Source organism: Vibrio sp. Isolate24 (genome assembly GCF_022398215.1).
Lineage (GTDB): Bacteria > Pseudomonadota > Gammaproteobacteria > Enterobacterales > Vibrionaceae > Vibrio > Vibrio coralliilyticus_A.
In genome coordinates, this window is the sequence record NZ_JAKEUU010000010.1 from 14,430 (window position 1) to 36,284 (window position 21,855).

A 21,855-nucleotide genomic window follows, 5' to 3' on the forward strand; every position below is an offset into this window, starting at 1 on the left:
CTCCCCATTCTTTTTTTGTCTCAATGCATCAGTTTGAAAGTATATGTTATCTGTAAAAAACACTCTTGACCTTGGTAGAACCAACTTCATATAAGACTTGAATCGTATGACCATTCGCAGACTTGTACTTATCCCAAGCTCCGACAACACCAAGTACTGGTACTTTTTTCTCTCTCATCGACTCAACAGGCTTACCCATCATCTGATGAACTAATTCCTTGGATGATATATTCTTTAAATCGCCCATAAAGTAATTGGGATTCGTAGCAACGATTAATTTCAGCACGCCGCTGTTTGCGTCAAATTGAAATTCCATCCCGCTCTCAAAAGCTCGAATGTAAAACTCATCAGTATAACCGTCCATCGTCGATGGCACATTACCTGTTATTAATGCTGCAAACTTGGGTTTCTTAACAAGTTCTTGATAAGTACAGCCTATAAAATCTAAATAGTTCATCTAATACCATCCATTTGCTTTATTTAAGCGGTGAAGCTCTTCTCTAGCACCCTCGAGCTGCTCATCAGTGTAGCCATTTTCTTTTAAACATGTCTTAATCGCATCAAAGTTCGAATTTACTGCCGCCTCCAGATCACCTGCATCAACTTGCTGCTTTTCGAGTTTATTTCTTCCGCCATATGTTTCACTACACTTTTGATGTATCTCTCGCGGGATTGCAACCCCAGCCCCTGATTTAATAATTTCTTTCTTTTCATCAGCAGTTAAAGGGCGTCCAAGCATTTCTTCCGCAGCCCTTAGCAGTGCCGCCTGAGATGGAATATGATCTATATCCATTCCATCTTTTTTGCTTCTTGGCGCTAAGTCTCCATAAGTGCCCACTTCCAATGGTTTTACCTTAGTAATTCCAGCACCACGCTTATTAAATACTAAGTACAAGGGCGACAGTCCCGCATCAGCAGGGAAAGTCACAACATACTCAGCAAGATCTTCCTCGGGATAGAGAACCGTGCCGATCTCTTGTTCATGCTCTTCAATCGGGCGGACCCAGATATTGTGAACATCAAGCTGATCATTTTCGGGTAATACTGTATCGGGTGTCAGCACATCTGTTGAACCATCGGGCGTCCACGTTATAGTAATACCGCTGTCTAACTCCGCAACAAAGTTTTGTCCTTGTTGCACAGCCTGACGCTTAGCCACTAGATCACCATATGGACTGCCTTCACCCGTTTTGATACCAACCACTTGCTGTTTGCCATTTTCGTCCGTGTACATATTGAAACGTACGCGCATCGTAGTGGTGTCATTGATAGAGACGTCAGAATTACCTTCTAAGGTTCCATCACCAAGCTGAGAAGGCCATAAGGCCGCAACTAGAAAACCGCCCATTCGAGCAAAGCCCGCTAGCGCTTCTCCTGAAATCGACCATGTCCCAATCGTATTGGTCGTATTGGTACTCAGAATCCCAAGGTTCGTCACCGCAGATTTCGCGGGAATAGCAAGTAGTGCTGCTTTACCATAATCAGTGGCTCTTGAAGCCGTTGTGATTGTGGCTAAGTTCGTGACAGGAAGTTCTGGCCCAAATAAACGATCACTATTGATCGCTTTGAACTGGGTTTCTGCAATGAATATATCTGAATAGTCGTAATGGGTGTTCGCTATACAGCTATAGGTACAAGGTGGCAGCGGCGGCAATGCGGTTTCTTTATCTGACTTTATCGTCTCCGCAGAGTTTGCTACTGGCCGTTTAACGATAGATTGTTTTGGTGCTGCAAGAAGCTCACTGATATTAAGCTTGATACCGTGCTGAGCCACCCAGTCGTCATTGAGGTTATCGAGCTCTTCTCGGGTGATTTGCTGTTCAAGGTAAACAAGGCTCTGGTTTTCAACGTCTTGGCCTGCAAGTTTCCAGTACACTAAGATAGCATTTTGAAGGCGATTGTAGCCTTGCTCATCATTCAGTTGCTCATGAGTGGAGCATGTGGCATAGAACGCCCACTTGCCCTCACCCAGCAGCTTGTATTCTTGAACCAAACGGCCATTATGAAAGTGGTAATAATAACCTTCCGTCGGCAGCCCTAAACGCTCCCCTAGCTGCACTGATGGGATAACTGGAATAAAAGCCTCCCTCACTACACCTGAGCCTATCGGCTTGACCTGCACACTTTCAGGCACACTGATACCCATTGAGCTGTCTGCCACTTTAGCAAACAATTTTTTCGGCTCATCAAAGGCAGTATGGGCGGTGTATTTAGTACCGTGTTCAGTGGGCTCGGTTTGCCAGCGACCAATCATGGCTTCTTGTTTGGTCTTGCCCAGTTGAAACGCACAGCCCACACTTTTTCTTAACGTTTCATCGGAACAAGCGACCTCAAAACAATATTCATATTTGAGCTTAGGTGGTGCATCAGAAGTATCAGGCTTAATGGGCTCAGGGACATAGGTCTCTTCGATACTTGGAGCGTATGCCGCACGACTTTGACTTGACGCTGCTCTACTTACCGCTCCACGAGATATTTTCGCTCTAGAGAGAAAGGCGTTTTTTGCCTCTGGCGATAAGGCCTCTTGCCCTTCTTGGAGCGTATGCCGCACGACTTTGACTTGACGCTGCTCTACTTACCGCTCCACGAGATATTTTCGCTCTAGAGAGAAAGGCGTTTTTTGCCTCTGGCGATAAGGCCTCTTGCCCTTCAGTAGACAAGCTCCACGATTTACTCATTCCATTTCTAAGCATCACTGGCTTAGATGGCGTGTCCGTCAACAGAGCCAACTCACCACTTTTGAGTTTGTCCATAAAGCGAGAGAAACTCATGCCATGGGGGATTGCAGAACTCAGTGCCCTTTCCGTTAACCTTTCTATATCCCCTTCGACTTGACCGAACTCATGCGTCATCAGCTCCGTTAGCCGTACCACTCTATAACTCACTGTTAATTCCACCGCCACTTTTTAATGAGGCCTATTCTACTCAATCCATAAAGGGAGCAGGACTGATAACCTCTATTTGTTCTCAGCAATGCGCTAGAGTGTGACCGTTGTTCCTTCAGCTTCTTATGTTAGTAATTCACTCATCAATAGGTTTTATCTCTTTCGTGCATCAACACTCAAATAGATAACTCTGTAGCTGTACTCGTTGCTTCCCAGCCTTACACGCAGCATCATTGAACTACACCTAGGTGTTCTCACCTTTAATTCGCCGCTTGCTCATAAGGACATGGATTTGATTGATATAGACTCTGAAAAGAAAATTGCCGTCTTAATTGACGCTGAAAACGCACAATATGCAGTTTTAGATTTTGTGCTCAAAGAGCTCTCCAAACACGGGCATATTCTGGTAAAAAAAGCGTATGGTGACTGGAGTTCAGAATGTTTAAAGAACTGGAAACAACCACTCAATGAGTTGGCAATCAATCCTATTCAGCAGTTTTCGTACACTCAGGGCAAAAATTCCTCTGATGCTGCCATGATCATTGATGCCATGGATTTGCTCTACTCAAATAAGTATGACGCTTTTGCTCTCATCAGTAGCGACAGTGATTTCACCAAGTTGGCTTCACGCCTCAAAGAGTCTCAAATTTATGTCTTTGGTGTCGGTGAGAAGAAAACACCAATCGCCTTTCGTAATGCATGTGATGACTTTATTTACACTGAAGTCCTTAAAGAGCGATACGCGCCAAAAGAAGAAGTCACTGCCGTCATTTCAGAGAAACCCAAGAAAGCAGAGCCTCGCGAGACTCGCAATAAACTACGAGGTGATACGAAACTGTTGAATATCCTACGAGGCGCTGCCAGTGAATACCAAGACGAGGACGGCTGGTCTTTTCTGGGCCAATGTGGTGGCCTAATCAAAAGACAATACCCGGACTTCAGTTCAAAAAACTACGGGTTCAACACTCTGAGCCAACTCATTGAGGCGACTGAACTGTTTGAAATAGACAAAAGGCAGACTCAAGCAGGGGCGGTACATATCTACATTAGAGATCAACGAAAAAGCACTTAGCCACTCCCAGTAACTTTCGCTCTTTCCCCCCTCCCGATAACTCTCCGTATTCATGCATGATGGTTGTCGACGAATATTCGTCAGCAACCTCAACAAAAAGGAGCAGTCCATGAGAAATAAACAACAATCAGGAAACAACGCCCCGCTATGGCCGACTAAAAATGGCACCTCGAATCCATCAGGTGGAGGTCGCACCAATAACCCACCAAGCAAAAAGTAAAAGCGGACCTAGGCTGCTTTAGTGCAGCCTAGTATGCATGGTGTTGGTAGTAACGCTGGTAACGATTTGTCGTATAGATATCCGGTAACGCACAGCAACCCTCCTTATCAAGCGCTCTCATAAACAGTGCGTATATCAACAAGTCCGCACCTTGTCGCCCAGCTTCCATGTTGTCAAAAAATGCACCCAAGGCTTTTACAGAAGGAAGGCTTTTTCCGCTACGCCACTCTTTAAAACGCTCTTTTTGAACCTTGTTCTTGAGCTCTCCATTTCGCTCATGCTCACTGAAAGGTAAGGCTACATACTCCGATAACTGAGCATAAGTCTGATTAGTCTGCTCTTTTAATAGGCCAAAAAACTTGCCAAGGAATGTGTTCTCTTCTCGCTTAAAAACCTGCCCGAACACCCCGTATTGTCGGGCATACGAACTAGGAGTGTACTCTTCATGGTGTTTATCCCAATCTTCAAGAAACATTGCATCAATGACCGACATTAAGGACAACCAAAAATCATGCTTGAAACACAGCATAGCCTGCTCAGTTTCTTGTGAGGCAGATTCACTTGGCGATTTGAGCCAGCTTTTCACAAGCACCTTTTCTGGCTCACTGAGCAACGTAAAATCGAGAACGGGCAGGTAATAGCCTGAGATTAACTCACTTTGGTTGCACTCATTAATATCAGGAGCATCCTGAATAAAAGCCAACTGTCTTTGATAGGCGGCGCAACGTCCATCAATATAGCTGACCAAGAGACCGGCATTTATCTCACTAAAAGCCGAAGACAACCCTTGTTGAATGCCTTTAAGAGTGTGAGACCACCAAAAAGATAAGTCTGCTTTATGAATACCACCACTGGAGAGAGATACGTTGAAGGTCAATCCTTTTCGAACAAATACTTTCTCTAATTGCCAAGCAAACTGACGTATCGATGCCCAGCGTATTCCATCCTTGCTAATGTTATCCAGCGTACGGTCTGTCGGCAGCGTACTCTTTACCACTGACGCATTTAACCACTTTATTTTTTCTCTGGGCGAGACAGGAAGCCCCAGAAATTCTGAGACTTCATCAGGTGAAGGCAGAAACGGGTTACCCAGTTTGATGATGGGTATTTTAATCTTTTCATTGGGCATTAGGAGTCATTAGGTCATCAGGAAATACCCGCACGTTAAGAGAAACCATCGACACCATCAATCCTAAAGACAAATGAGAATAGCAGCTTGTGGAGTACATCCCACAAGCTGCGTTTCATTGGTTGTTATAGGGTAGCGGCTTCAACCGCTAACAAATCCGCTCTCTCATTCCCTTCGATACCAGAGTGAGCTTTGACTTTAAGTACCTCGACATACTTCCTAGAACTCAACTCATCCACTTGTTGCCACAGTTGTCGGTTTTTGACGGGTTTCTTGTCCGCGCGTCGCCAACCTCGGTCTTTCCAATCGTCCATCCAGATGTTGAAACCTTTTACACAATAATCACTGTCTGAATAGATAACATCCTCATCCTCTGCGTATTCCAAGGCTTCGATTAAGGCCAATAGTTCCAGCTCAGCATTGTCGGTTTTCCGATTGATGGTGAAGCTCTCTTCATGAACAATCTCATTGTCTTCATCCATGACCACCAGCCCGATGCCTCCTCGCGTACATCCGTGTTGGTTGTTTGGTGCTGCGCCGTCTACGTAAATTGAATAACTCATTTTTTATCTCTCTCATTGAAAAAGGGCGCATGTCTTTACTTAGCCAACGCCCTGTTGATGGTGTAATTTGATGTTTGTGTTAGTGAAAGGATTCTTGGTTGTCTCGCATACTCAGACGCGACTCCATCCATTCTTCGATTTCACTTTCTACCCAAGCCACCGCTCGTCCACCGAGTGGCACACTCTTTGGGAAGTCGGTTTCATCAGCCATGAACTTATAAATAGTGGAACGGCCTAGCCCTGTTAGTGACATCACGTCTTGGATTCGTAGAAATCTCATTGTCATTGGGAATCGTCTCCTGCTTTGTATATACCCATGAGATAAGCCGCCACTGTAAAAAAGTGCAGTCATCTACTCTGAACTAGAGCCAAAGAAGTAACGCTGCTCATTCCATGCTTCAGCAAGACTGCTCATGCGGTGAAAAACACAGCGTTTGATGTTCTTGTCCTGCTCCCTACAGCGTGTCCCCAAGCCATAGTTGCCTCGGTCATTGAGAAACACTAATGAGCGCGCTTTGCCGCTGTAGTGCTTTTCTATCGCTTCTTGCCAAGCCTCTTTAAGGTGCTCAACCAATTCGTTGCGTTTATCCCAACAAATAGCGGGGCCAAAATGCTGGCTGTAGTCAGTAAACAGCATCACCCGATAATTGTGGGACGGCACCTTGTCCTCTCGCTTACGCCATACATAGAACACAGACTCCGTATCGAGCTTTTCTTTAAGCAGCGTAAAGTAATCGTTAATGATGCTGAGGTCGGTATCTTGATGGTCTTCTGGTAGAAACAAATCCAAGCGCGTAGCCAAGGCCGCGTCAAACGCCTCCGTTGCTTGTTCAAAGACTTCAGTCATTCTGGTTAAGGCAGATTCGTATAACCCCTTGTCACTGAAAAACACGGGGTAGTCGTTGAACGTGTTTGAATGGGTAATGTTGGGAAGGTAAGTATTGTTAGACATGAGTAATACCTCTGAGTGTGTGAATGACATAGGTATTACTCGCGCTGTATTTTTTAAGGTGAGTCGTGACTGCAACCAAAGTTCCGATTATCGGCGTGTTCGGTGGTGGGCTTCGCGAGACGACTTATTCGATAGAAGAGTTCATTTAACTGTAATGGAAACGCTTCATCCCCTTTTAGAAGTTCGTACACGTCATCAGATGGAGAATACGCCAGTCCTGAGCATCTTCTACCGTAGTCGGTTTCGACTGCTCTATCCCATGCTTTTCTAACTCTAGACAGATAGCGACTCCTCTCGCCCCCACTTTTACCCAACCAAAGATAAAGCCGTTTATCAAAGAACAAGACAAGGTGGTACTGGCTGGTGGACTCACACGCCTTGAACCAAACATGGCGAATTACCGTTTGGTGATATTGGTGAGGCCTACGCCTGTACTTCATTAGGCACAACTCATTGGTTTCCAACTTCAAGGTACGAAAGAAACGACTGAATACCTCAGAATGGTTTCCATCAAAGTCACTTGGTAGACGTACAGTAAAGTGAGCGACACAAAGTTTAGGGTATTGGCATAGCGCTTCAGTCAGCACTCGGTCGATTCCCTCCAAGTACTCAAGGACAAGACCATCCTTGTGGTAGTAGAGCGGCTTCCCATTAAACGTTCGGTCATGGGTGATGGTGAGGTGGTTAGGCGTGTGAGCAACGTTAGGGTGATTTGGCATGATGAGTTCCTGTAGTTTGTTGTTAATCCCACAGGAACTGTGACTACCGTAATTATTAAGCTATTTACGGCTATGGTCGAAATTGTTCATTCGTTTTCCAAAGTGCTTCGTTCTTCTCTTCGCTAGATAGCTTAGTCGATAAAAGACGGACTGAAACACCTCCTCAAATTCCTCAGAGTTACGTAGTAAGTGATACTGGCCTTGTTTGGAGAAATGGATAGCGGGTTTCTCTTTGCCTGAGTAGATAGCATTCACAGAGCGCTTCCAAGCATTACGGATACGGTTAGCCAAACTTTGCTGATATTCACCAAAATCCCCTAGGGAACGAAAGACGTTTCTGTCAAAGATAAGTGCAACATGGTAGTGGTTGCTTGTTGAGGTATCACACTCTTTCGCCCACACATACCGAATGGTGGTTTCACGATAGGGTTTGCCATTTAACCGAGCACTACGTCTTCGATATGCCGCTATCTGAGATTTCAGAGATCGAAAGAAACGCGTAATTACTGCTGAATCATCCCCTCTAAAGTCTGCTGGTAAGTTGAGGTCCACTCGAACGATAAAAAGTCTCGCATATTGCTCTAGAGCTTTCTCAAGGGCTGACTCTATCCCTTCTAGGTATTCAACGACCAAGCCCTCCTTGTCGATGTATATCTTGTTTCCGTTGAAAGTGGATTCGTGTGTGATGGTTAGATTCTTAGACATGATGATGACCTATGTTTTGCTTCTGACATAGGTACTGAGAGTGACGTTATTTTTCGGGTAGGGGATGGGTTTCCCTACCAAGATATCAAGTGATGAGGTCGTTGGTTGAGGTGTGGGATTAGGTTAGTAGATGGGTAGGTATATATATTATTAATTACCGATCCACCTCGATTTACTCCCCCACTGTTTTTAGGTGATTACTAAACCTTCACATCGGCAAAATCCATCCAGCAACCTTCATTTTTTATCAAAAATCATGGTTCATGCATTTTTTCTTCTGGAGTTTACTCACATAAAAAGTGAAAATAAAATAACTATATATCATCGGATTACGACCATTTAAAATTAGAGACAAGTGAAAACATGACACATACTGACAAAGATGAAGTCAATTCATCAGAAGTAGCAACCATGAAGGAAAAACCAACACTCGATCCGAACGCTAAAGTGGAAATCATCAATTTCATTAACTCTTTCGATGTTAAAGGGAACTGTTATCTTTACCATGAAGGAGAAGAAAAACTGGTTTCGACACTTCTTCGGCCAGATGATAGAAAGAGAGTCAATCTCATGAAAGAGTTAGCAGAAGCTCAAACCATGAAGCAACTCAATGAGACTCGCCTATTCAAAGAGCACCCATTTCTAAAAAACCAAAAGCGGATTATTCTGCTACCGTATTCTTCAATTTCAAGAAGCCATGTGCCGACAGAAACCTATTCTGAAAGAGAGATTAATCGAACAAACATCATCAACACCTTTTGGAAAAGCGAACCCGAACTGCATTATGATGTTGCGGAAGCATTGATTCTGGTTTGCTCGTTTTTAGCCAAAAATATTGATCGCAATACCCATGGTTTAGGGATAAGCCAAACCAAGATTGCGATCGTATTGGGAATGAGTGTTCGCCGAGTATCGGATACTTTAAAACGACTTGAGCAACTCGGTTATGCGGTACGACACACAGAAAAAGCCAGACGAGGGAAGTTAAGTCTTGGCACTTTTATACAGGTAACAGAGGCTTTTTCGTCACAATTTTTGCCCCCTAAAGAGCTCGAGGAAAAGTCAGAGAAAAAGCAAAAACAGAGTTCTGAGTATCAATCGCAAGAGCCTCCTGAGAAGCGCTATTTCCAATTTTTGCAAAGTTTGAGCAATCTACGACTGGACTTAAAGAGCTTCATCGTAAATAGCGAGGAACCAATACCACCAGTAGTTTTACAGCAGATCTTTAAGGTTTTAGAGTGAATGTAATCTAGAGCAGCAAGAAGAGTACTCATCATAGTGTTCACAACGCAACTAAGCAATGTTCAGCTTGGGCTAGAAATGTTGCTGAACAAAAGAGTGTTACGTTCTTCGCTATATTAGCATCTAACGGAATATCTGAGATATTGTAAAGCTTTCAATGTAGTGGCCAATTTACCTTATCCATTCCCCCCGATTGACTTGATTTCACCAAAAATGTTCAACCTTTATCAAGATCACGTTACATGTAACAGCTCAAACTATTGCCTCCCAACAAAAATTAAAAAAAATCAAGATATTAATATAATGTCCCAGAACCACAATTGACGTGGAGCATCAATAGGCAATTATTGTTATTGCCACATTAGGAATATGAACCACACTCATTGTATGTTTCTTTGAAAATGATGGTGTGGGTAATGTTAAAAATAACAACAGTTCTATTGGTTACTTTGAGCTTAACAGGATGCGCTTCCAAACCTTTTACTCCAACAAAACGATTTAATCCGAGTGAGTTAGAGTGGGCTGATGCATCCGGGGCGGGAGTACTTTCTGGTCAAGCATTCTTAAAGACCGTTGCTGGCGACGTAAAAACGTGTGCTGGTAATCCAGTCCGTCTGATACCACACTCCTCCTATTCAGCTGAACGCATTCAATATTTGTATGGCAACTTGGTGCGTGGATTCAATCAATCTTCACTGTTTTCTAACAAGACCATTGCAAATCCTGACCCTCGTTTTTATGGCTACATTCGTGAAACAGTGTGTGACGCTCAAGGCGAATTTGAATTTGGCAATATCCCGGATGGCACCTATTACATCACCACACACGTCCTATGGAAAGTGTCTGCTGATGCTTATTCAACGGAAGGTGGCGCACTTATGAAACGAGTTAACGTGCCTAGTGGGAGCAATCAGAAACATATCCTAAGCCATTAATGTTACGAGATGATTCGACAGAATCACTTGGTTATCACATCTTCTATAGTATGCCTCAAACCGATTTTGGACATTTATGAGTTAGAGGCAACTCTGATAAAAATAAAAAAGGAGATCATATCGACCTCCTTTTTTAGATTCGCACTCTCGATACACGCCAGTCTAATGCCAATAAATAATAATCATAATATTCAATTATTTATAGCATTATAGATTGAATGTTTTGATCAACATTGTGCCACTCCTAGCGACTGTAATTCACAGCAAATGGAGTACTTTAGATGCAACTACGGTTACTAATTGTCTGCCGCTACGTTATCAGCAAGTTCAATCAACTTGTCAAAATCGAAGTCTGGTTCTGGATGATGCGTCTTGAACCAGACGTAACCATATAATGGTATATGCTCAGGTACTACTTCCAACTCTCTGAAGATTGTTGCCATAGCATTAATACTCTGTCCAGAAGTCGTTACATCATCCAAGAACACTACCGCTGAGATATCATCAGGTAAATGTCCTAATACGCCTCTAAACAATCCCATAGTCTTTAATTGGTCTTCAATACAACGCTTACCTTTCTGAGCATGGGTAGGCATTTTCGGTTGGAATCGTTCAATCAGAAGATTTTCATGAATCAATTTAAAGTTGATATCTTTTTCTTTGTTAAGCCATTGCTCCCACCATGTTGCTATTAACTTCACAGTGTGAGTTTTATTGCACTCTGCGGGAACACTGCTAGGTACTGGCACTAACAATACTTTACCTGTGACACCCTGTTCTTCCAGCCAACGTTTAAAGAAAAACTTGTAGCCACCAGCCTTCTGAATCAAATGCTTCGCTTCAGCAAAACCTCCGCCTTGCTTATAGAAACGTTGTGGAACTTTCTTCCACAAGTCACTTTCAGGAACATCCTTTGCTGGCTTCAGCATCCAGTTAACTTCAAAGAAGTTAGCGGTATAGTTAGGATTATCGAACTCATGGAATTCCGGTACGTACTCACGAGCGTGGCCAATGGCTTCTACTTCATGAACTTGGTAGTTCTCAAGATCAATCGTTTGAATATCCCAATCGTCTTGAAAGTTTGGCTTTTCATAATCAAAAGCCTCTTCTCCACCTTCAATGAATTCCTCAACATAACCCTTTAGTTCGTCTAGTGTGGTGGCTGTTCTAGTAGGCTTACATGTATGGAAAGGAAACATATGATCGTCAGCATTATAGCCCCATTTTGCCCATACTGAAGGGCTTTCACTTTCATGACCAAAAAAGATATCTCGTGGGCTATCGCCTACAACAAGGAAATCTGATACAACGTTCTCTTCAACCAACTCATATCGTTTGACATCTTCGATCAATGTTTCCCAATCAGTACAAGGCTTGTGCGCATTACCGTAAATGAAATCAGGTTGAATCTTAAAGCCCTGCTTCTCTAGGACTTTCTCACAGTACAAATGAGGGGAATCAGAAAGGATAATAGGTAGAGTATCAGACTCACCAGAATTGAAGCGCTCAACAAGTGAATTGACGTACTCAACCGTATCAGCGAAATAAAGTTCAGTGACGACTTCGCCAGAATCCAGCTTTTCTACAATGGCTTCTCTTCCGGCTCGAGTTTTTAAGTAATCTTGGCAAGTGGTAGTATTAACCAGTGTAAAGTCCAGATCAAAAATCAATAGTTTCATGTGCAGACCTCTGCAAAAACAATGAACCTATTACCTGATCACTTTTAGATTATCTTTGTATTTGTGAACCCATTGATACTCAGGCTCATAGATGTTGTTTTCTAGTGCATACAGTTGTTTCCCTTGTTCTACGCAATGCCTTATTGCGTATTGAGTTCCACTTCTGTCACCAGCACGAGCAACAACCACACCTTCGCTCGATAGCCCTACGGTGGTTCTATTCCTGTTTGCAAAGAAAGAACCAAAACTGCGAATTCCTATCGGATACTCAGAAACCAAAAGATGATTCTTGGCAATTTCGTCTTGGAGTTCCTTATTATCTTTAGGAAAGTATTGGTCTAAAGGCGTACCTAGAACGGCAATTGTTCTACCGCCATGCTTGATTGCCGCTTGGTGCCCTAATGTATCAGAGCCAGCAGCAAGGCCACTGACAATTGCCTGATAGCCAGCGCTAAGCATTCTTGCTATTACCGCATCACCATGGCGTACATGTTCTGGGTTATATAGTTCACGAGTGCCTACAAACGAAATGGTTTTATCCAAATGTAATAGGCTCGTATCACCACGGCAGTAAAGTACTGGTGTTGCACCCTCGACAGACTTCAACTTCTCTGGATATTCGGGATCATTAATCGTAATGACTTTAAAATCAAAATCGATTTTGCTGTATGCCTTATCCAATTGAGATTCGATTTTTTCCTCTATCGGAATCATCCCGAAGTGCTGATTATAGATGTCTTCTAAAGACCCTATATTCGTCAGCATTTCCCTCAATTTTTTGTTGGATGTGACACTACCTGCCGACACTTTTTTTGTAAGAATCAATGCGGCATGACACCAAGCAAGATTTTGATCTTTGTTCAAACTAATCACGATAATACTCCAATCACTTGTGAATCTATGCTACCGAAAGCACTGAGCGCAACTGAATATGACCTCTTTTTGTCTGTCAATTGATTTAGTTCAAGTTTTTGTATCATTCATGGTACAAATCGATTGCATCAATTCTGCGAATAAGAGAAAAAGCAATAGGTTACACTAACTCTGAGGTTATCGGAATGATTGATGCCATATGCACCTACGCGAATACTAGAAAAACGTATTCAATTCTCGTTTTTCAGAACCTTTCTGACTCAGAGATCGAAAAGTATAGGCAGCATCTCGAATGCCCTGAATGTGGTGGACAAGCCTACTATCGTAAGAGAAGCGTAGATGGTAAAGCGGCTTGTTTTGGCTCACGTTACCATGCTGAAGGATGTAACGAAGGTCGCTCATCTCCCCAAAAAGAACGAGAAGTAAGGCATGCTGTAGAAGTTAACCAAATTCTTTCAGAACAACATGAGGTCGTTTTCGATTTCTTTGCTAAAGAATCAAAGGTATCCGACTCTAATGATACATCTCGCCTTAAGAAAGATAAACCTGTCTCATCAGGCACTACTAAGTCGCACTCACAAAGCCCGACCCAAGTCCGAAAGAAAGTTCTTGGGTTTGAAAAGGCTTTAAATAGTTTATTGCGTGGAAGCAATCTAGCAGAATCAGAATCGTTGATTGAGATAGATGAAGGATACAAATACAAAGCAAAGAATCTATTTGTTAAATTCTCTGATGCTGAAGCGGCTGACTCACCAAAAGAAGCAAAACCAAAAATGTATTGGGGAACGCTTTCTCACTCAGATACAGAGATAGAATGGTTGAATCCCGCTGATTGTGGCGATGTTGGTATTCCTATCAAACGCCACAAGAATTCGATTCTTAAACAATTCAATATCGCAGAGAAACGAGATCTGGAAGGTGCTGGATTGATCCTATTCGGGAAATGCTTCTGGAATGCTCAGAAGACTAGAAAGATAATAGAATTATGGAATGCTGACAGAATCTATATTTCTGTAGCAGAGGACTAAAACATATTGGCCTGAAGATTAACTTCAGGAACCTCTAGCGTTGGAGTGAAAGCCAGTATCCTGCCATGGATTTCAGTTAGGTTGACCATGAGCATTTCTCTTTATGAATAATTTTGAGCATGTTCATATGACCGCTCCGAAGTTCCTCTATCAAAAGTTCATATTGATAGCTAGTATGATTGACCTCTCACATGAGTGCTATCTGATAGAAGACCTTGAAAGCCTTTTATTGTACTTGGCGATTCAACAAACAATGGACAAATTAATGAGTTCATTGAGTAAGTTGCATCACGCACAGTGCGTGATGCATTGATAACTCGGAATGAGTTACGAAGCCACTGTGACGACACTGGACAGAACTCAACTAGCCAAGACAAGGAATAACACTACCCGCACATGAGGGATTAGGATCCTCCTACTGATAGCAATAGTAACCACTACTGCTAATCTACAGAACAAATCCACACAAACGGTTATCCATGCCAACGAATTAAAAGGACACGCACTATTACTGAAACACAACACTTACTCTATGGTATGCAAGTTAAGCCATCTTAGCAGAGGGTAATGGGTGGACGTTCGCTTCCATTAGCGATTGCAACTTATTGCCCCATGCCTCCAGAACCTTCAACTGCTCATCGATATAATCATGATGGTTATAGACTCTGAGCATACCTGGCAGCTGGTGACCGACTGCCTTTTCAATCGCTACGATATCTAAACCCATTTCACTGCAACGGCTGATAAAGGTACGGCGCAAGTCATGAGGTGAAAATCGCTCAAAATCGGTAGGTAAATTACGTTTTATCAATGCCCGTACTGCCGCAGGCTCTTGCACTTTATCGACTGTTAGCTGAGGCCATACCAACTTCCACTTACTTGGCACACTTTCACGCTGCTCTTTTAGAAGTGCAAGCAAGTAGCCACTTAAAGGCACTTTACGTGCATCTTGGCTTTTAGTGTGTCGCTCTTCTGAGCTGGCTGGCAATAGCCAAATTCCCTCATCAAAATCTAACTCACTCCAACGCATTTCAAGTACGGCACTTATACGCTGTCCACAACCAAGTAAGAACTGCATTAAACGGATATTCGAGGAATCTGTACGCCATGACGGCATACTCGTTAACAAAATCTTTAACTCTGAAAAGCTTAAATTACGTTTTGTGACTTTAAAGCCGCCACCAACGTCTTTTGCTTTCAGTTGTGGTGCAGGATGAGTATCAAGCATATTTAGTGCTAGGGCATGGTTAATCACTTGATTAATGATTTTATGGCAAACCCCAATAGCCCCCGCCATACGCTTACCGTCTTTATCAACCTTCGCATCAAAAACCTTATTGAGGTCATATATGCTTAAATTTGCCAATTTGATGTTACCGAGAATTGGCTTGATATCTCGATTGTAAATGGTCCTCGACTGGTCACCCCGTAGCTGTTTTGAAAGCCGTTTCTCATCGAAGCTAATAAACGCATCATCAAAGGTCTTCGCTTCATCTTGCGCTCGTTTCTCTATATCCAATTCAACCTTTGGGTTCTTACCATTCTCCAACCAACTTCGATAACGGCCAGCTTCCTTTCGCGCCTGATCCAATGTCATCCCACGCTCTGGTTTGATCTTAATGTATCGACCCATAGAGATTTTTTCGTGTTTCTTACCTATTTGAAAACGAAAGGTCCAAGTCATTGTGCCTGTTGGACGAACTCGAATGTTCAATCCTTCGACCTTCTTATCAGGGATCGAGTATTCCTTATCCTGTGGCTTCAATGCTTGCAACGTGGCATTGGTACTGATTCGTTTCGTCATCGTTGGAAAACCTCTGCATTTTTGGGTACGGCTCTGGGTACGGCGTGGGGTACGGGAAACATCGAGTTTCTATTGTACGACTTTGGACTTCAACGGACAATAAGCTCACAAAAAATACTATAAATCATAGCCTTACAGCTAAAGAATATAACTCTGTAGACTTTGGCGGACTAAAGACTCTATTTACCCACCATATGGAAGCAGGTGTGCTACTGGAACGCAAAGCGTAGCTTGATAAGCAAATACAAAAAACGAGCCATTTGGCTCGTTTTTTGTATTCGAAGTAGCACTACTCAGCGCTAGCGGAACGGCCCATAAAGCCGAGCTTCTTACCAATCCATAGCAGCAGTAGTAGCGATACTATAATGGCAAAGAAGTTAGACCCCGCATCCGGATGCTGCGCTTTAACAAAAGCAGAATGGCCAAATGCGCCAACGAAGAAACACGCTAAGCCAACCAGCGGAATGTCTTCGGAGACCGGGTTACGTAGATACTCTTGGTACAACGCCTGCACAGACAGCACAAGCGCAATCAGTGGAAAAATAGAGAAAGACACTTCGCTCATTGTCAGCCAAGACAATAAAGCGTCACCACACATACCAGCAACTAAGGCCAATACTAGGGTTTTCTTCTCTGAACCACGATTAATTTGGTTTACTTCATTCGACATTAATCAATCCCACCTTTTAATCGGTTACGTTCACGTTCTTTGCGATACCATAAAGCCCCTTTGGCTATCATTCGCAATTGCATAATCAATCGTTCCGCAAGCTCATCGCGCTCACGTCGATTCAAATCTAATGCTTCAGCGCCCGAGCTAAATACCAGAGTTACTGACGCTTCTGCCTGAGTATAGGCTTCATCACGCGACATTCCGGTGCTGATCAAATACTCGGTCAGTTCAGCGGCAAAATGCTGAATTTCTCTCGCAACCGCAGTACGAAAGTCAAACGATGTTCCCGAACGCTCTCGCAATAATAGACGAAACACATTGGGGTTGTTGTCAATGAACTCCATAAACGTCTCAATAGACGTGCGGATCACACTGCCCTCTTTGACTATTCGTTGCCGCGCTTGGCGCATCAACTGACGAAGCAGTAAACCTCCCTCGTCAACCATGGTCAGCCCTAATTCATCCATGTCCTTAAAATGACGATAGAATGAGGTCGGGGCAATCCCTGCTTCCCGAGCCACTTCTCGCAGGCTTAAATTCGAAAAGCTTCGATCAGCGCTAAGCTGGCTAAACGCAGCATCAATTAATGAACGGCGCGTTTTTTCTTTTTGCTGTGCACGGATTCCCATGGATTTCATCTGTTTTCTACTTATTTGTTTATAGCAGTTAATATACAACGATTGCCTTAAGGACATAAGCCAAAATCGTCACCTTTGACTACCGCGTGACAATTAAACTCAGCCTGCTATCTTTTTCAACCACTTAACATTGGTTTAGAGACATACCACCGCACCAAAGTCAGATTGGTAAGTTTCTGCGTGATCACTTCCACTCTCTAGTATGCCAACCGTGTGCTCTATCGTGAAATCAGTTAAAATCTCGCTAAAGCAATGTTAAGACAATATAACAAAGGAAAAGTTATGGCGGAAAGTAACCACTTTGACGTGATCGTTATTGGTAGTGGCCCTGGTGGTGAAGGGGCAGCAATGGGGCTAACCAAAGCGGGACTCAATGTCGCCATAGTGGAAAAAGAGAGCAGCGTCGGTGGCGGATGCACTCACTGGGGAACTATCCCTTCAAAAGCACTGCGTCATGCAGTTAGTCGGATTATCGAATTCAATAACAACCCGCTGTTTTGCCATAACAACACCAGCCTACATTCGACCTTTTCTAATATACTGGGCCACGCAAAGTCTGTGATTGATAAACAGACTCGTCTACGACAAGGCTTCTATGACCGTAATCAGTGTTCATTGATTTTCGGTACTGCACGCTTTACGGACAAATACACCATTGCCGTCACTCAAGCAGATGGCACCGAAGAACTCTACAGCGCTGATCGATTTGTGATTGCAACGGGCTCACGCCCATACCAGCCAGCAGATGTCGACTTTATGCATGAACGCATCTACGACAGCGATTCTATCTTGAGCCTGAAGCACGATCCTCGTCATATCATCATTTATGGTGCCGGTGTTATCGGCTGTGAGTATGCATCGATTTTCCGTGGCTTAGGTGTGAAAACTGACCTTATCAACACCCGAGATCGATTGCTGTCTTTTCTCGATAACGAAGTATCCGATGCGCTTTCCTACCACTTCTGGAACAGTGGTGTCGTGATCCGCAACGACGAAACTTATGAGAAAATTGAAGGCACTGAAGATGGAGTGATCATCCACCTAGAGTCGGGCAAAAAAATGCGTGCTGACTGTATTCTTTACGCCAATGGGCGTACTGGTAACACCGACAAGCTCAACTTATCTGCGTTGGGGCTCAATGCGGATTCTCGAGGCCAGTTAAAAGTCGACAGTAATTACCAAACAGAAGTTGAACATATCTACGCGGTTGGTGATGTGATCGGTTACCCTAGTCTAGCGAGCGCAGCTTATGACCAGGGTCGATTTGTTGCCCAAGCGATCAACAAGGGTCAAGCTGACGGCCGTTTGATTGAAGATATTCCAACGGGTATTTATACCATCCCAGAAATCAGCTCAGTAGGTAAAACAGAGCAAGAGCTGACGGCGGCGAAAATCCCTTATGAAGTCGGTCGTTCTTCTTTCAAACATCTGGCACGTGCGCAGATTGCAGGCAAAGATATCGGCAGCTTAAAAATTCTCTTCCACCGCGAAACCAAAGAAATTCTCGGTATTCACTGCTTTGGCGAACGTGCCGCGGAAATCATCCATATCGGGCAAGCGATCATGGAGCAAAAAGGCGAAGCCAATACGATTGAGTACTTCGTTAATACGACCTTTAACTATCCAACCATGGCCGAAGCATATCGTGTCGCAGCACTGAATGGTCTCAACCGATTGTTCTAATTCGAGATATGACTAAAGCCGCAGTTTCGCTGCGGCTTTATCTCAAGCGGTAAAGAAACGTTCGCTGCGCCACTGCTGATAAAAAATTAACGCCAGTGTCACACCTCTCATCCCCATAAAGCTCAACATCGCCAACCACAATGCATGGTTACCTAAGCTAGCTAGCGCGAAAAAAACACCAAAGAACACACACATGGCGAAAAACATGCTGTTGCGCATTTCCCTGCCCTTCGTGGCCCCGATGAATATCCCATCCAACAAGAAGCACCACATCGAGACCAATGGCATTGCCATCAGCCACGGCAGAAACTCCAATGCAGTATAATGGACGCTAGGAATATCAGTGATCATGCCGATCAGGGTTGATCCAGCAAAGCCAAATATAAGGGTTAATCCCAAACAAATGATCAAGCTCCAGAAAAAAGTCCCTACCAGTGATGCACTAAGCTGATGTTTGTCCCTAGCCCCAATGGCTTTGCCAACCATAGCCTCCATCGCATAAGCAAAACCATCCATGCCATAGGAAATGATCATCAAAAAGCTCATTAATACCGCATTAGCCGCAACAATATCATCACCAAAGCTTGCCCCTTGAAAGGTCATAAACGTAAAGGTAGCTTGCAAACACAATGAACGAAGAAAGATGTCTCGGTTGAGTTTGACAAAACGACTTAATCCGTGGGTAGTTTCCTTCAACAATGAGACCAGTGACGGTAGCTGACGCTTATGCCAAGTACGCCATACACACCAAAGGCCAAAACTCATACCACTGTAATCGGCAATCACCGACGCCAAGGCTGCGCCTTCAACTTTCCAACCAAAGCCTATCACTAATAAGACATCAAGAAAGATGTTCGTGACGTTAGCAATGATCACCATCCACATGGGATCTCGTGCATTCTGTGTACCCAACAACCATCCGAGTAAAACAAAATTCACCAGCGCGGCAGGGGCACTCCAAGCTCTGACAGAAAAGTACAGATCTCCATAATGCTTAACTTCATCACTGGCATGACTTAACCCAAATACCACATCAGCAATCAGTTTGTGAAAAATAAGAAAAACTAAGGCAAAACCTAGCGCCATCACAACGCCTTGAGCAAATACTAAGCCGAGCTGCTTGTCGTCCTTAGCACCGTAGGCCTGCGCCGCCAAACCTGTTGTCGACATTCGCAAAAAACCAAGCACCCAAAAAGTCACGCTGATCATGGTACTGCCAAGGGCAACGCCACCCAAGTACCAAGCATGTTCGAGGTGCCCTATCACCGCGGCGTCAACAAGCCCAAGTAAAGGGACGGTAATGTTGGAGAGCACCATAGGAATCGCCAGCAGGAGAACCTGCTTATGCAGTGCTTTATCGGAAAGAGTTTGAAGTAATGGCACGTTTGCACTCGTCATAAAAGAAGAGTGCAAAGTGTAACCGGATTACCAACGAAGCTGAACTACTACGGGAGTGAGTCTGTGCTTCAGAGAAGTGAATTTAGTCAGCCAGCGTTGCCACAATTTCCAGCGCCCACAGTGTTTATCAAGCGGTGAGAAGGTTTTCGCCCAGCGAGCCCAAGGCAGATAATTCAGTGTTACATCTCCGGGAGAAACGTAGCCATGGTTGTAACGGCCTGCTCCCGTCTTTTGGCCTAACTTACTGGCCGTTAAATCACCAGCAAGCACTACACACGCTCTGGCTGAATCGAAGTGGCAACCCAACGCCTGTATGAATTTGCCTACCTGCTTTTCGGTGCAATCAAGCAAAGCATGCTCACAAACGATCAAAACAGGGGATTTTTCTGGGACAGGTAAATTATCTAGCCAAGATAAGTCGTCAACGTTGCCACACATATGCTGGTAACGCTCACTTTTATGGAAGAGTTTTTGCCGCCAGAGTAAATTCTCCGTCACGTCCAGTTCAAGCCAGTGGCAGCGTCCGTTATCAACACGGTAAAAGCGTGTATCCAATCCAGCACCAACGTTAATTATCCAACCATCAGGATTACGAGAGATAAAATGGTTGACCTGCTCATCACAAATTTGAGTCAGGGTAGCGTGAAGGAGTTGTTTCTGATCGACGTCACCGGATAAACATTCCGGCGCAAGCTGACAGCGCTGACATGCACTTGCCGCGATCGGGTCGTATACTAAGCCATCATCTACCAAGCTTTCTCTGCTGCGAAACCAGAGAGGCTGCAGCAGATTGGCCGGGATTTGATAGCGATGAGTTGATGCTTTTTGCTTAGCAGTCATGATCATCTTCCTTCCATACCAGAATAAAGATGATAATGAATATCAATTACAAAGGCAAGATATTGAGAATTGATCTCAATTCAGTCTAAAAGGCTGAGTCACTGTGATATTTTTTCTGTCATCAGTCGTTCAACGTCAGTAACTCTAATTACTAACGTTGAAAACAACTACCGTTACGGCCAATAACTAACGGGTATTACATCCAATCTGTATTGCGGATAATACCTACCGCCAAGCCCTCAATTGCAAGGTGCTGACAAGTTAGGTCAACTTTAATCGGCTCAAACTCTTCATTTTCAGCATGCAGCAACACGGTTGAACCTTTACGCTCCAATCGCTTCACTGTCACATCTTCATCTACCCGAGCGACCACAACCTGTCCGTCATGAACATCTTGTGTCTTATGCACGGCAAGCAAGTCCCCGTCCATAATGCCAATATCTTTCATACTTTCGCCGTTCACACGCAGTAGAAAGTCTGCTTGTGGTTTGAACATAGCAGGGTCAACCTGATAGTGCGCCTCGACATGTTCCTGAGCCAAAATGGGTTCACCTGCGGCAACCTGACCAATCAAAGGCAAGCCATCATTAGCCGCCTCTTCTAGCAAGATACGAATCCCACGGGAGGCACCAGGGATAATCTCAATGGCTTGCTTACGCGCGAGAGCTTTCAGATGCTCTTCAGCAGCATTCGCAGAGCGGAAACCCAACTCGCGGGCAATTTCGGCACGCGTTGGAGGCATGCCTGTGTCATCAATTTTACTCTTTATCAGATCAAATACTTGTTGCTGGCGTGGCGTTAGCGGCTTCATAAGTCA

General features: G+C 44.0%; 21 protein-coding genes and 1 pseudogene. 5 read left to right on the plus strand and 17 right to left on the minus strand.

Annotated elements, in window-relative coordinates; translation table 11 throughout:
* Positions 1–46: 46 nt before the first annotated feature.
* The 3 genes and pseudogenes from L1D23_RS20395 to L1D23_RS20405 form a co-directional block, all read right to left on the minus strand.
* Complete coding sequence (locus L1D23_RS20395) at positions 47–457, minus strand: hypothetical protein (protein WP_239871143.1); 411 nt, start codon at positions 455–457, stop codon at positions 47–49.
* On the minus strand, positions 458–2,551 hold the full coding sequence (locus L1D23_RS20400) for an S-type pyocin domain-containing protein (protein ID WP_239871146.1): 2,094 nt from the start codon (positions 2,549–2,551) through the stop codon (positions 458–460).
* A pseudogene (locus L1D23_RS20405) lies at positions 2,535–2,897 on the minus strand (S-type Pyocin domain-containing protein); the annotation flags it as partial. The gene L1D23_RS20400 and the pseudogene L1D23_RS20405, both read right to left, overlap by 17 nt.
* A 280-nt stretch (positions 2,898–3,177) precedes the next feature.
* Between L1D23_RS20405 and L1D23_RS20410 the strand changes: the two are divergent.
* Positions 3,178–3,957: an NYN domain-containing protein gene (locus tag L1D23_RS20410; RefSeq protein WP_345779112.1), complete on the plus strand. Its 780-nt coding sequence runs from the start codon at positions 3,178–3,180 to the stop codon at positions 3,955–3,957.
* A 248-nt stretch (positions 3,958–4,205) separates the two neighbouring features.
* Here the strand turns inward: L1D23_RS20410 and L1D23_RS20415 are convergent, their stop codons facing one another.
* The 6 genes from L1D23_RS20415 to L1D23_RS20440 all read right to left on the minus strand — a co-directional run bounded on the left by L1D23_RS20415 (position 4,206) and on the right by L1D23_RS20440 (position 8,245).
* Positions 4,206–5,306, minus strand: a complete 1,101-nt coding sequence (locus tag L1D23_RS20415) for a hypothetical protein (RefSeq protein ID WP_239871151.1) — start codon at positions 5,304–5,306, stop codon at positions 4,206–4,208.
* 125 nt (positions 5,307–5,431) lie between these two features.
* On the minus strand, positions 5,432–5,869 hold the full coding sequence (locus tag L1D23_RS20420; protein ID WP_064488584.1) for a ribonuclease HI: 438 nt from the start codon (positions 5,867–5,869) through the stop codon (positions 5,432–5,434).
* A gap of 79 nt (positions 5,870–5,948) precedes the next feature.
* Complete coding sequence (locus tag L1D23_RS20425) at positions 5,949–6,149, minus strand: AlpA family transcriptional regulator (protein WP_239871282.1); 201 nt, start codon at positions 6,147–6,149, stop codon at positions 5,949–5,951.
* 72 nt (positions 6,150–6,221) lie between these two features.
* Positions 6,222–6,821, minus strand: coding sequence for an inovirus Gp2 family protein (locus tag L1D23_RS20430; RefSeq protein ID WP_095666091.1), 600 nt, complete (start codon positions 6,819–6,821; stop codon positions 6,222–6,224).
* Between the two features lie 53 nt (positions 6,822–6,874).
* On the minus strand, positions 6,875–7,540 hold the full coding sequence (locus L1D23_RS20435; RefSeq protein ID WP_239871154.1) for an inovirus-type Gp2 protein: 666 nt from the start codon (positions 7,538–7,540) through the stop codon (positions 6,875–6,877).
* Positions 7,541–7,600: 60 nt separating this feature from the next.
* The gene (locus L1D23_RS20440; protein WP_239871156.1) at positions 7,601–8,245 is read right to left on the minus strand and encodes an inovirus Gp2 family protein; all 645 of its coding nucleotides are present in this window, start codon (positions 8,243–8,245) and stop codon (positions 7,601–7,603) included.
* Positions 8,246–8,608: 363 nt separating this feature from the next.
* On the opposite strand from L1D23_RS20440, the gene L1D23_RS20445 reads away from it, so the two are divergent.
* Both L1D23_RS20445 and L1D23_RS20450 read left to right on the plus strand, forming a co-directional pair.
* Complete coding sequence (locus tag L1D23_RS20445; protein WP_239871159.1) at positions 8,609–9,487, plus strand: MarR family transcriptional regulator; 879 nt, start codon at positions 8,609–8,611, stop codon at positions 9,485–9,487.
* 416 nt (positions 9,488–9,903) lie between these two features.
* Positions 9,904–10,422, plus strand: a complete 519-nt coding sequence (locus tag L1D23_RS20450) for a hypothetical protein (protein ID WP_239871162.1) — start codon at positions 9,904–9,906, stop codon at positions 10,420–10,422.
* 296 nt (positions 10,423–10,718) lie between these two features.
* Here the strand turns inward: L1D23_RS20450 and L1D23_RS20455 are convergent, their stop codons facing one another.
* Entirely contained in the window at positions 10,719–12,101 is a 1,383-nt protein-coding gene (locus L1D23_RS20455; protein ID WP_021707178.1) for an HAD family hydrolase, read from the minus strand.
* A 30-nt stretch (positions 12,102–12,131) separates the two neighbouring features.
* A complete protein-coding gene (locus L1D23_RS20460) occupies positions 12,132–12,974 on the minus strand; it encodes a DNA-processing protein DprA (protein ID WP_239871165.1) in 843 nt (280 codons plus the stop codon).
* Between the two features lie 185 nt (positions 12,975–13,159).
* On the opposite strand from L1D23_RS20460, the gene L1D23_RS20465 reads away from it, so the two are divergent.
* Positions 13,160–14,002, plus strand: a complete 843-nt coding sequence (locus tag L1D23_RS20465; RefSeq protein WP_239871169.1) for a hypothetical protein — start codon at positions 13,160–13,162, stop codon at positions 14,000–14,002.
* Between the two features lie 544 nt (positions 14,003–14,546).
* Here L1D23_RS20465 and L1D23_RS20470 read toward each other — a convergent pair.
* From L1D23_RS20470 to fabR, 3 genes are all read right to left on the minus strand, one after another.
* The gene (locus tag L1D23_RS20470; RefSeq protein ID WP_239871171.1) at positions 14,547–15,806 is read right to left on the minus strand and encodes a site-specific integrase; all 1,260 of its coding nucleotides are present in this window, start codon (positions 15,804–15,806) and stop codon (positions 14,547–14,549) included.
* A gap of 289 nt (positions 15,807–16,095) precedes the next feature.
* Positions 16,096–16,476, minus strand: a complete 381-nt coding sequence (locus tag L1D23_RS20475; RefSeq protein ID WP_239839014.1) for a YijD family membrane protein — start codon at positions 16,474–16,476, stop codon at positions 16,096–16,098.
* Positions 16,476–17,117, minus strand: a complete 642-nt coding sequence (gene fabR / locus L1D23_RS20480) for an HTH-type transcriptional repressor FabR (RefSeq protein ID WP_239871174.1) — start codon at positions 17,115–17,117, stop codon at positions 16,476–16,478. Before fabR ends, L1D23_RS20475 begins: the two co-directional genes overlap by 1 nt.
* A 252-nt stretch (positions 17,118–17,369) precedes the next feature.
* Here fabR and sthA point away from each other — a divergent pair, with 252 nt between their 5' ends.
* Entirely contained in the window at positions 17,370–18,800 is a 1,431-nt protein-coding gene (gene sthA, locus L1D23_RS20485) for a Si-specific NAD(P)(+) transhydrogenase (protein WP_275667391.1), read from the plus strand.
* 42 nt (positions 18,801–18,842) lie between these two features.
* On the opposite strand, the gene dinF is transcribed toward sthA, so the two are convergent.
* From dinF to lexA, 3 genes are all read right to left on the minus strand, one after another.
* Positions 18,843–20,198, minus strand: a complete 1,356-nt coding sequence (gene dinF, locus L1D23_RS20490) for an MATE family efflux transporter DinF (protein WP_239871180.1) — start codon at positions 20,196–20,198, stop codon at positions 18,843–18,845.
* 27 nt (positions 20,199–20,225) lie between these two features.
* Positions 20,226–21,044 (minus strand): class I SAM-dependent methyltransferase, encoded by an 819-nt coding sequence (locus tag L1D23_RS20495; protein WP_239871182.1) that lies wholly within the window; start codon positions 21,042–21,044, stop codon positions 20,226–20,228.
* Positions 21,045–21,234: 190 nt separating this feature from the next.
* Positions 21,235–21,849, minus strand: a complete 615-nt coding sequence (gene lexA, locus L1D23_RS20500) for a transcriptional repressor LexA (RefSeq protein ID WP_239839009.1) — start codon at positions 21,847–21,849, stop codon at positions 21,235–21,237.
* Positions 21,850–21,855 lie beyond the last annotated feature (6 nt).